Source organism: Streptomyces sp. BV286 (assembly GCF_019090165.1).
Lineage (GTDB): Bacteria > Actinomycetota > Actinomycetes > Streptomycetales > Streptomycetaceae > Streptomyces.
Window position 1 is genome coordinate 26300 of sequence record NZ_JAHRIB010000073.1, and the last position, 9992, is coordinate 36291.

A 9992-nucleotide genomic window follows, 5' to 3' on the forward strand; every position below is an offset into this window, starting at 1 on the left:
CGGGAGCCGGTGTGCGTGCCGTCGTCCGTGCGGGCGTCGCGGCCCGGGGAGGCGACAGGTGTGGGCCGGGGGTCCGTCAGGTGTGGTCCGGCAGGGCCAGCCACTCCTTCCACGACAGGTCCCGTCCGATGAACCGCGGTCGCTCGAAGGGCCACGCCCCGGCGATCCACCGCGGCACGAACGTGTCCAGGTCCCGCTCCAGCGAGGTCCCCACCTGGTCGTCGACGACCCACCAGGAGATCTCGGCGTCGGCACCGGCCTTCTCCGGCGGATCGATGTAGACGCACCCGTACTCGGTGGTCTCCGCCTCGTCGAACAGCACGTAGTTGAAGGACTGGTGAGCGGCGATCTCGGCCTCGTGCCGTTCCAGGTCCGCCCGGTTGGCCTCGAAGGTGATCGTGGCGGCGGGCCAGCCCCAGGCCTCCCCGAAGACCGACCACAGCCGCTCCCGGGATCCCATCACCGTCGGGTAGTCGATCGCGGCGTCCGCCCCGGTGATCGGGCGGAGGTGATGCCCACCGGGCACGTCGACGCGCAGGGGATGGACGAAGTCAGCGGGCAGCCAGGTCATGCCCGGAGGCTAGCGCCCGGCCCACCGGCCCCGCACCGGGATATTCCCGCCGGGGCCGGGGCCGGGGCCGGGTCCGGGTCCGGTGCGGGCCGGGTCCGGCAAGGGAGCCCGCCCACGCGCGTACCGCTCCCCGGCCGCATGCCACCAGCCGGGCGGCGAGGTCCCGTCGATCCGGGAGGCTGCCTGCCGGGGATGCAGTCCGAGCCGCCCCAGGGCGTCCGCCGCCACGTACACGGTGAACCACCCGCGCGGGCGCCCGTCCTCCCCGCGCCCGCACGTGTGGTCCCACCGCACCTCGTCCGTCACGAACGGCATCCAGTCGACACCGCGCTCCCGCAGTCAACTCCGCACGGCGGCAAGGGGCTGAGGGCGCCCGGGCGCGTTCTCGTACGCGGCGACCCTGATCCATTCGTGGGCGTCGTGACCGCTCATACGGTCCATGATGCCCGAGCCGGCCCGACGGCCCTCCGCCGTAGGCCCGTGACGCCCACGGCCAGGGCGAGCCCCACGAGTGCGGTACTGACCCACACCGGAGACCGGTAGCCGAGGCCCGCCCCGATCACGACACCGCCGAACCAAGGACCCAGCGCACCACCCACGTTGAACGCGGCCGTCGCGAACCCGCCCGCCAGGGTCGGCGCCCCGGCCGCCGCGTACAGCACCCGCGAGATCAGCGTCGAGCCGACGCCGAACGACAACGCGCCCTGTACGAAGGCGAGTACGACCGCCGCCACCGGGTTCCCGGCGGTCAGGCCGAGGACGGCCCACCCCAGCAGCAGCGCGACCCCACCCCCGGCGAGGACCGGGCCGGGCCGGGCGTCGGCGATCCGCCCCGCGACGGCGACCCCGGCGAACGAACCGAGCCCGAAGAGCGCCAGCACGAGAGGTACCCACCGCTCGCCCAGCCCGGTGACGCCGGTGACGAGCGGCGCGAGATAGGTGAAGGTGCAGAAGGTGGCCCCGTTCACCAACGCCCCCAGGAGCAGCGCCACTTGGAGGCGAGGCGCTCGCAGGACCCGCAGCTCGCTCCGCACACTCACCTGCGCGGCAGCGGGGGCCCCGCCCGGCACCGACCGCACGATCGCGAAGAGGGCCGGCACGGACAGGACGACCACGGCCCAGAACGCCGACCGCCATCCCCACAACTGCCCGAGAAGAGCGCCGCCGGGCACGCCGGCCACGCACGCGACCGTCACCCCGCCCAACAGCACCGACGTGGCCCGCCCCTTGGCGTCGGCCCCGACCATGCCGACGGCCGTCATCACGGCCACCGCCAGGAACCCGGCGTTGGCGAGCGCGCCCACGACCCTGGTGGCCAGCAGCACCGCGAAACTGTCGGTGACCGCGCCGACGACGTGCACGGCCAGGAAGGCGCCCAGGAACCCCAGCAGCGCCGCACGCCGCGACCACCGCCGGACCAGCACGGCCATGAGGGGCGCCCCCACGACCATCCCCACGGCGAACGCCGAGGTCAGCGACCCGGCAGCCGGTACGGACACTCCCATGTCCCGCGCGATGTCCGGCACGAGCCCGGACAGCATGAACTCCGAAGTCCCCTGAGCGAAGACAGCGAGCCCCAACAGATATAGCCCCAATGGCATGACACGACTCCGCACACACGTAACACCCGAAAATGGACACGGCACGCTGCACGGCGTTCCGGTGACGGTGACAGTGGCGGGGGCCTGGACGCGCTCGACCGCGACGCTTCAGCCCGACATCCCGAACAGCCACCGGAGAGCCGGTGGCCGGAGTCTTGACGCCTCGGGGCTGGACATGAGGGGCAGGTTAGTCACCCCCGGCCTTGCGGGGCCACCCGATTACCGGAGCGCTCCGACCACCGACGCCCTCCGACCACCGACGCCCTCCGACCATCGATGCCCTCCGTCCACCGGCGTCCTTCGATTACCGGAGCCGACCCGATGACGGAGGATCCCGGTCACCGCCGTGTCCGGCGCCCCGGGACACCCGGACGGGCGGGGCCGCAGGGCGTCCGCAGGCTCACGCTCCCGGGTCCGACCGGTCGAGGGACCACCGGCCCGAGTGCCCCGGCGGAAGGGCCAGGTCGCTGCGGACCGCCACGTAGTACCGGTCCCGGGCCACGCGCTGACGCGCCAGCAGGTCCGACCAGCCGTCCGGGTCGTGGACGCCGGCCTCCAGGAAGCGTTCCATCTCGATGGCCGCGAGGACCCACTCGCGCGCCCGGTCGACCACGTCGGGCGCACCGAGCATCAGCAGGGCCTCCCAGGCCGGATCGCGGGCGTCCAGGGCGGCCGCCAGCTGCGGCGCCGCGTCCTCGGGGCTCAGGGGGTGCCGGTTCGGGTCGTTGCCGAGGTGGGCCGCGACCCGGTAGTTCAGGGTGATGGTCTTCTTCAGCGTCCGGGCGTATTCGGAGTACACGGCGAGGCGCCGCTCGTCCCACCGCGCCGTCTGCTCGCGCCGGAACCTGACCCGGTCGCCGCGCACGATCGCGAGATACGAGCCCAGGGCACCGATGACCACGCCTATCAGGGCCGGGAGTTGCTGCATGAACGAGGACACCGGCGCACGGTAGCGCCGACCTCCCGCACGGCCAACCCGACCCGTTCGGAAGACCATCCGGCCGACCATCCAGCCGTCCGGGCCATCTAGGACAGGAACTGTCCTACTGCCGTCCTACTGTGTCCTCATGGATGACACCCTCGGCAGTGCCGGCACGATCGACGGCGTGGAGATCAGGACCTTCACGGACACCGCGCAGCTGGACGCGTGGGTGTCCGCGCATCCGGGCCTCAGGGGCGGTGTCTGGCTGAAGATCGCCAAGAAGGGCTCCGGCCTGCAGTCGATCACGGTGACCGAGGCCCTCGACGTGGCTCTCTGCCACGGGTGGATCGACGGCCAGCGGCGGGGCCTCGACGCTTCGTACTACCTCCAGAAGTACACCCCGCGCAGGCCGGGCAGCCTCTGGTCGATGGTCAACGTGCGCAAGGTGGAGGCCCTCACCGCGGCCGGCCGGATGCGTCCCCCGGGTCTCGCGGAGGTCGCCGCCGCCCAGGCGGACGGCCGGTGGGACGCGGCGTACGAGTCGCAGCGGAACGCGACGGTCCCGGACGACCTCGCCGCCGCACTGGACCGCAGCCCTCGCGCGAAGGCCTTCTTCGACGGCCTCGGCAGGACGGACCGGTACCTGGTCATCGTGGGCCTGCTGAAGGCGAGGACCCCCGAGGTGCGGGCCGCCCGGCTGGGGAAGGCGGTCGCCGGGCTGGAAGCGGGGCGGCCGGTGAGGTGACCGGCCCCGCCACACCCGTCTCCGCTCCGGGCCCGTCCCGCCCGCCTCGGACCTGCCTCGGCCCCGCCTCGGCCCCGCCTCGACGGTCTCCGGGCCGGCCCTTCACGGCCGAGCGCCCGCCTTCCGCTCACAGGGAGCCGGAGGGCGGGCGCACTCGACGGGCGGGAGGAGGCCCGGCAGTCGGACCGGTCAGGTACGGGGATCAGTCGGCGTTCCGGATCGCCGAGATGTCGAAGCTCAGCTTGATCTTGTCGGAAACGAGCACGCCACCGGTCTCCAGCGCCGCGTTCCAGGTCAGGCCCCACTCGGAGCGCAGGATCTCCGCCTTGCCCTCGAAGCCGATCCGCTCGTTGCCGAACGGGTCCTTCGCGGCGCCGTTGAACTCCAGGTCGATGGAGAGCGGCCGGGTGGTGCCCAGAATCGTCAGGTCACCGGTGATGCGGTAGTCGTCGCCGCCGAGCGCCTCCGCCTGGGTGGAGCGGAACGTCATCGTGGGGAACTCCTCCGTCTTGAAGAAGTCCGCGCTCTTCAGATGACCGTCACGGTCGGCGGAACCGGTGCTGATGCTGTCCATCTTGACGTCGATGCTCGCCGTCGACAGCGAGGGGTCGCCACCGTCCAGGTGCAGGCTTCCGACGAAGTCCTCGAAGCCGCCCTTGACGTTCGTCACCATGGCGTGACGGGCGACGAAGCCGATCGTCGAATGGGCCGGGTCGATCGTGTAGTCGCCGGTCAGGGCGGCCAGGTCGGGGCTCACGGCGGTGGTCGCCGCGGCAGCGGTGTCGTTCGTGTCCTTGCGGCCGAAGATGCCCATGACTAGCTCCTTTGGGGACGTGCCCCGGCTCTGCGCCGAAGCTGTTTAACGTTCAACTACGACGACCATAGACCTATTCCATACGGGTTTCAACCTTAACCGAAGAGTATCCGTCCGGTTACTCCCGGTCGCCATTGGTCTACACCTAAGGTCGTCCGGCGGCCCCCTGGTGGACACGTGCGGCGCTCGTGCACCATCGCCTTGCCCCACCTGCACCGCCGTCCCACAGGCAGCACGGTCAACCGCAGGAAGGACCCGCATGAAGCTCCGCTCCGGGACTCCCACCCGCCGTAGGTTCCTGCTGGCGGCGGCGCTCACGTCGAGCGCTCCGCTCCTGACGCCCGCCGTCCCCGCCCGCGCGGCGAACGACGACGCGTACGACACGCTCCGGCGCCGCTGGCTGGAGATCGCGCTCGGCGCCGGCTACGACCCGGCCGCCGAACCGTACGCCTCCCGGCTCGCCGAGACCGGTGAACTGGCCCGCGGCTTCCAGGAGTCCATGGCCCCGACGGCCGCCTCGCTCTGGCCCGGGCAGCCCTACGACCCGCCGACGGGCATCACCCAGAGCTACAGCAGGCTGTGGACGATGACGCAGGCGTACGTCCAGGAGGGCACCGGCTCCACCGGCGACCCGGGCCTGCGCGCCGACCTCCTGCGCGGCCTCGACCACCTCTCCGCCACGGTCTACAACCCGGCCACCACCCGGTACGGCAACTGGTGGGAGTGGCAGATCGGCAGCCCCCGCCTCCTCACGGACATCGTGGCCGCCCTGTACGGCGAGCTCACCGGCACACAGGTCGCCGCCGCCTGCGCCGCCGTCGACCACTTCGTCCCCGACGCGGTGCTCCGCGACTACACGGGCATCTCGACCGGAGCCAACCGCGTCGACCTGTGCCGCTCCGTCGCCCTGCGCGGCATCGTCGGCCGTGCCCCGGAGAAGATCGCACTCGCCCGGGACGCGCTCTCGCCCGTCTTCCCGTACGTCACGAAGGGCGACGGGCTCTACGCCGACGGGTCGTTCGTCCAGCACACCTGGGTCGCGTACTCGGGGACGTACGGACAGGTCCTGCTCGACGGCCTGGGCCGCCTCTTCGCGCTGCTCGCAGGTTCGCCCTGGGAGGTGACCGACCCCGCCCGGCAGATCGTCCTCGACAGCGTGGAGAAGGCCTACGCGCCGCTGATCCACGACGGGTTGATGATGGACAGCGTCAACGGACGTGCCATCAGCCGTGGTTACCTCAAGAGCGACGACCGGCGGATCATGCGCAGCGACCACTTCCACGGCCAGGCGCTGATCGCGGCCATCACGCTGCTCGCCCAGGGCGCGAGCGCCCAGGAGCGGGACCGCTGGCACGGGCGGATCAAGGGGTGGATCGAACGGGACACCGTCACGCCCATCCTGACGGGACGTCAGTTCGGAGTGGCCGATCTCGCGCGGCTGCACGCCGTCGCGGGCTCGGCGGTCCCGCCCGCCCCCGAACCGGCCGGTCACCATCTCTTCGCCGCCATGGACCGGGCCGTGCACCGCGGCCCCGGCTTCACTGCGAACATCGCCATGGCCAGCGAGCGCATCGCCCACTACGAGTGCGGCAACGGCGAGAACCCGCGCGGCTGGCACACGGGCGCCGGAATGCTCTACTGGTGGGCCGCCGGCCAGGCCGACCGGGCCGGCCGGGCGTACCGGGCCGACCAGTACACCGACTGGTTCTGGCCGACCGTCGACTGGTACCGGCTCCCCGGGACGACCGTGTCCACCAAGCGGCTCGCCGACCGGGCGGGCGGCGAGTGGGGCGAGCCCAGGCCCGCCACGCGCTGGGTCGGCGGCACGACGGACGGGGAACTCGCGGCGGTCGGACAGCACCTGAAGGGCCTCGGGTCGACCCTGGAGGCCCGCACGTCGTGGTTCTGCCTCTCCGACGCGGTCATCTGCCTCGGCGCGGGGATCACCGCCACGGACGGCGTCCCGGTCGAGACGGTCGTCGACAACAGGAACCTCGGCGAGGGCGGCACGCAGACCCTCGTACGAGGTCCCGGCTGGGCGCATCTCGAAGGCCACGGCGGATGGGTCGTCCTGGACGGAAAGCGCCTGCGGACCCTCCGCGAGGACCGCACCGGTTCCTGGTCCGACATCAACACCACCAGCACCACCGAACGCCGGACCCGCCGCTGGCAGACGCTCTGGCTCGACCACGGCACGGACCCGGTGGACGCCACGTACGCGTACGCCGTGTTCCCCGGGGCCTCGCCCCGCACCGTCGCGGTCCGTGCGGCGGACCGGCGCCGGCTGTCGGTCATCTCCAACGACGCCGGCTGCCAGGCCGTGTCCGCACCGGCGCCGGGGCTCCTCGCGGCCAACTTCTGGCGGCCGGGCGCGGTGGGCCCGCTCGCCGTCTCCGCCCCCGCGAGTGTGCTCGTACGCCGCCGGGGCCGTACCGCCACCCTCTGCGTGAGCGAGCCGCCGCGTACCGGAGAGGCCCTGGAAGTCGTCTGGGACCATCCCGTACGCCGGGTCGTGCGCGTCGGTCCGGGCGTCGAGGTGCTCGCCGCCGGCCGCCGGCTGAGGCTGCTTGTCACCCCGGGGACGGCATGCGCCACCCATGAATGTGAGGTGACTCTCAGCTGACGGCTTTGTGTGACTCCTACAAGCCGCAGACCCCCTGAGCAGTCGGATCGCCTGCACGCCGCCGGGGTTCTGTTCAGGGGTACCAGTAAAACGGGCCGGAGACTGTACGGAGTCGACGGCCCGCTTTGCTTGGTGGACTTCGTAAGGTCGCTACATGACCGTTTTGGACGAGACCGAATCCTCGGCCGGTGAACCCGCGGACGCCCGTGGGCGTGTGGCCGAGCTGCAGGCGATCCGTGCGGAGGCTCTTCGCGGCCCCAGCGACAAGGCGACCGCGGCACAGCACGCCAAGGGCAAGCTGACCTCCCGGGAGCGGATCGAGCTCCTGCTGGACGACGGCTCGTTCAACGAGGTCGAGCAGTTGCGGCGGCACCGGGCCACCGGCTTCGGCCTGGAGACCAAGAAGCCGTACACCGACGGTGTCATCACCGGGTGGGGCACGGTCGAGGGCCGCACGGTCTTCGTGTACGCGCACGACTTCCGCATCTTCGGCGGCGCGCTGGGCGAGGCCCACGCCACGAAGATCCACAAGATCATGGACATGGCCATCGCGGCCGGAGCGCCGCTGGTCTCGCTGAACGACGGCGCGGGCGCCCGCATCCAGGAGGGCGTCAGCGCGCTCGCCGGCTACGGCGGCATCTTCCAGCGCAACACCCGCGCCTCGGGCGTCATCCCGCAGATCTCGGTCATGCTCGGCCCCTGCGCGGGCGGCGCGGCCTACAGCCCCGCCCTCACGGACTTCGTGTTCATGGTCCGCGAGACCTCGCAGATGTTCATCACCGGCCCGGACGTCGTGAAGGCGGTCACGGGCGAGGAGATCACGCAGAACGGCCTGGGCGGCGCGGACGTCCACGCCGAGACGAGCGGCGTCGCGCACTTCGCGTACGACGACGAGGAGACCTGCATCGCGGAGGTCCGCTACCTCCTGACGATGCTCCCGCAGAACAACCGCGAGAACCCTCCGGCCGCTCAGTCCGAGGACGCGCCCGACCGCCGCTCCGACGTGCTGCTGGACCTGGTGCCGGCGGACGGCAGCCGGCCGTACGACATGACCAGGGTCATCGAGGAACTCGTCGACGACGGCGACTTCCTGGAGGTCCACGAGCGCTGGGCCCGCAACATCATCTGTGCCCTGGCCCGGCTCGACGGCCAGGTGGTGGGCATCGTCGCCAACCAGCCGCAGGCCCTCGCGGGCGTCCTGGACATCGAGGCGTCGGAGAAAGCTGCGCGTTTCGTCCAGATGTGCGACGCTTTTAACATCCCGATCATCACGCTGCTGGACGTCCCGGGCTTCCTGCCCGGTGTCGACCAGGAGCACGGCGGGATCATCCGCCACGGCGCGAAGCTGCTGTACGCCTACTGCAACGCGACCGTGCCGCGGATCTCGCTGATCCTCCGCAAGGCCTACGGAGGCGCGTACATCGTCATGGACAGCCAGTCCATCGGCGCGGACCTCACCTACGCATGGCCGACGAACGAGATCGCCGTGATGGGCGCGGAAGGCGCGGCGAACGTCATCTTCCGCCGTCAGATCGCCGACGCGGAGGACCCCGAGGCCATGCGCGTACGCATGGTCAAGGAGTACAAGGCCGAGCTGATGCACCCCTACTACGCGGCCGAGCGCGGCCTGGTCGACGACGTCATCGACCCGGCGGAGACCCGCGAGATCCTCATCCGCTCGCTCGCCATGCTCCGTACCAAGCACGCGGACCTGCCCTCCCGCAAGCACGGCAACCCGCCGCAGTAGTAACCCGCCTGACCCGTCGCGGCAACCCCGCGGACCTCTCTCTCACGGAGACTGACACCCATGGACATTCCTGATATCCGCGTCGAGAAGGGCCACGCCGAGCCCGAGGAGGTCGCCGCTGTGACGGCGATCCTGCTGGCTCGCGCCGCCTCCGCCCCGGCTGACGCCCCCGCCCACCGGGGCCGCGCGAAGGCCGGCTGGCGCCGCCTCGAGCGCGAGCCCGGCTTCCGGGCGCCCCACAGCTGGCGCTGAGCCTCACCAAAGGGCTCCCTCTGCGAAGAGGGAGCCCTTTGGCATGCCTGCGGGCGCCAGTGGGGCGTGGGGGCCTTCTTCGGCCGCGGGTCCGTCGTGGCCGGTCGCGCAGTTCCCCGCGCCCCTGAAGGCGGGGCTCTTGTCTTTGAGGGGCGCGGGGAACGGCGCGAGCAACCACGACGGACCCGCACTCGACACGGGGCTCTTGTCTTTCAGGGGCGCGGGGAACTGCGCGAGCAACCACGACGGGACCCGCACTCGACGACGACTCGACGCACGACGGTGCCGAGCACACGACGAAGGGGGCCCTCTGCCAAAGAGGGCCCCCTTCGTACGGCTGAAGCGCCGCGGGCTACCGCAGGCGCGCCATCAGCGCGTGCTCCACGAGCGTGATGAGCGCCGACTTGGCGTCGGCCCGGTGCCGCGCGTCCGTCGTGATGATCGGGGTGTCGGGGCCGATCTGGAGCGCCTCCCGGACCTCGTCCGGGTTGTACGGCTGGCTGCCGTCGAAGCCGTTGAGGGCGATGACGAACGGCAGGCCGCTGTTCTCGAAGTAGTCGACCGCGGGGAAGCAGTCGGCGAGACGCCGGGTGTCGACCAGGACGATCGCGCCGATCGCGCCGCGCACCAGGTCGTCCCACATGAACCAGAAGCGGTCCTGGCCGGGGGTGCCGAACAGGTACAGGATCAGGTCCTGGTCCAGGGTGATACGGCCGA

Annotated in this window: 10 protein-coding genes; 4 read left to right on the forward strand and 6 right to left on the reverse strand. The window is 71.7% G+C overall.

Going from position 1 to position 9992, the window contains the following annotated elements; translation table 11 throughout:
* Positions 1–76: 76 nt before the first annotated feature.
* From KUF83_RS10630 to KUF83_RS10645, 4 genes are all read right to left on the reverse strand, one after another.
* Positions 77–571, reverse strand: coding sequence for an N-acetyltransferase (locus KUF83_RS10630; RefSeq protein ID WP_217454366.1), 495 nt, complete (start codon positions 569–571; stop codon positions 77–79).
* 9 nt (positions 572–580) lie between these two features.
* Positions 581–886 (reverse strand): hypothetical protein, encoded by a 306-nt coding sequence (locus KUF83_RS42780; RefSeq protein ID WP_308402965.1) that lies wholly within the window; start codon positions 884–886, stop codon positions 581–583.
* A 113-nt stretch (positions 887–999) separates the two neighbouring features.
* Entirely contained in the window at positions 1000–2172 is a 1173-nt protein-coding gene (locus KUF83_RS10640) for a Cmx/CmrA family chloramphenicol efflux MFS transporter (RefSeq protein ID WP_217454367.1), read from the reverse strand.
* 400 nt (positions 2173–2572) lie between these two features.
* Positions 2573–3112, reverse strand: a complete 540-nt coding sequence (locus KUF83_RS10645) for a hypothetical protein (RefSeq protein WP_217454368.1) — start codon at positions 3110–3112, stop codon at positions 2573–2575.
* Between the two features lie 127 nt (positions 3113–3239).
* Between KUF83_RS10645 and KUF83_RS10650 the strand changes: the two genes are divergently transcribed.
* Positions 3240–3839: a YdeI family protein gene (locus KUF83_RS10650; protein ID WP_217454369.1), complete on the forward strand. Its 600-nt coding sequence runs from the start codon at positions 3240–3242 to the stop codon at positions 3837–3839.
* A gap of 202 nt (positions 3840–4041) precedes the next feature.
* Here KUF83_RS10650 and KUF83_RS10655 read toward each other — a convergent pair whose 3' ends face one another.
* A complete protein-coding gene (locus KUF83_RS10655) occupies positions 4042–4653 on the reverse strand; it encodes a YceI family protein (protein ID WP_217454370.1) in 612 nt (203 codons plus the stop codon).
* Between the two features lie 259 nt (positions 4654–4912).
* On the opposite strand from KUF83_RS10655, the gene KUF83_RS10660 reads away from it, so the two are divergent.
* The 3 genes from KUF83_RS10660 to KUF83_RS10670 all read left to right on the forward strand — a co-directional run bounded on the left by KUF83_RS10660 (position 4913) and on the right by KUF83_RS10670 (position 9275).
* Entirely contained in the window at positions 4913–7276 is a 2364-nt protein-coding gene (locus KUF83_RS10660; protein ID WP_217454371.1) for a polysaccharide lyase 8 family protein, read from the forward strand.
* Between the two features lie 154 nt (positions 7277–7430).
* Positions 7431–9023, forward strand: a complete 1593-nt coding sequence (locus tag KUF83_RS10665; RefSeq protein ID WP_217454372.1) for an acyl-CoA carboxylase subunit beta — start codon at positions 7431–7433, stop codon at positions 9021–9023.
* 60 nt (positions 9024–9083) lie between these two features.
* The gene (locus tag KUF83_RS10670; protein ID WP_217454373.1) at positions 9084–9275 is read left to right on the forward strand and encodes an acyl-CoA carboxylase subunit epsilon; all 192 of its coding nucleotides are present in this window, start codon (positions 9084–9086) and stop codon (positions 9273–9275) included.
* Between the two features lie 352 nt (positions 9276–9627).
* Here the strand turns inward: KUF83_RS10670 and KUF83_RS10675 are convergent.
* A partial coding sequence (locus KUF83_RS10675) for an ATP/GTP-binding protein (protein WP_217454374.1) occupies positions 9628–9992 on the reverse strand: 365 nt, incomplete at its 5' end.

Coding starts and splice junctions, on each gene's coding strand:
- KUF83_RS42780 (WP_308402965.1), bottom strand. CDS start 886: ATGCCGTTCGTGACGGACGAGGTGCGGTGGGACCACACGTGCGGGCGC.
- KUF83_RS10640 (WP_217454367.1), bottom strand. CDS start 2,172: ATGCCATTGGGGCTATATCTGTTGGGGCTCGCTGTCTTCGCTCAGGGG.
- KUF83_RS10670 (WP_217454373.1), top strand. CDS start 9,084: ATGGACATTCCTGATATCCGCGTCGAGAAGGGCCACGCCGAGCCCGAG.
- KUF83_RS10630 (WP_217454366.1), bottom strand. CDS start 571: ATGACCTGGCTGCCCGCTGACTTCGTCCATCCCCTGCGCGTCGACGTG.
- KUF83_RS10650 (WP_217454369.1), top strand. CDS start 3,240: ATGGATGACACCCTCGGCAGTGCCGGCACGATCGACGGCGTGGAGATC.
- KUF83_RS10665 (WP_217454372.1), top strand. CDS start 7,431: ATGACCGTTTTGGACGAGACCGAATCCTCGGCCGGTGAACCCGCGGAC.
- KUF83_RS10660 (WP_217454371.1), top strand. CDS start 4,913: ATGAAGCTCCGCTCCGGGACTCCCACCCGCCGTAGGTTCCTGCTGGCG.
- KUF83_RS10655 (WP_217454370.1), bottom strand. CDS start 4,653: ATGGGCATCTTCGGCCGCAAGGACACGAACGACACCGCTGCCGCGGCG.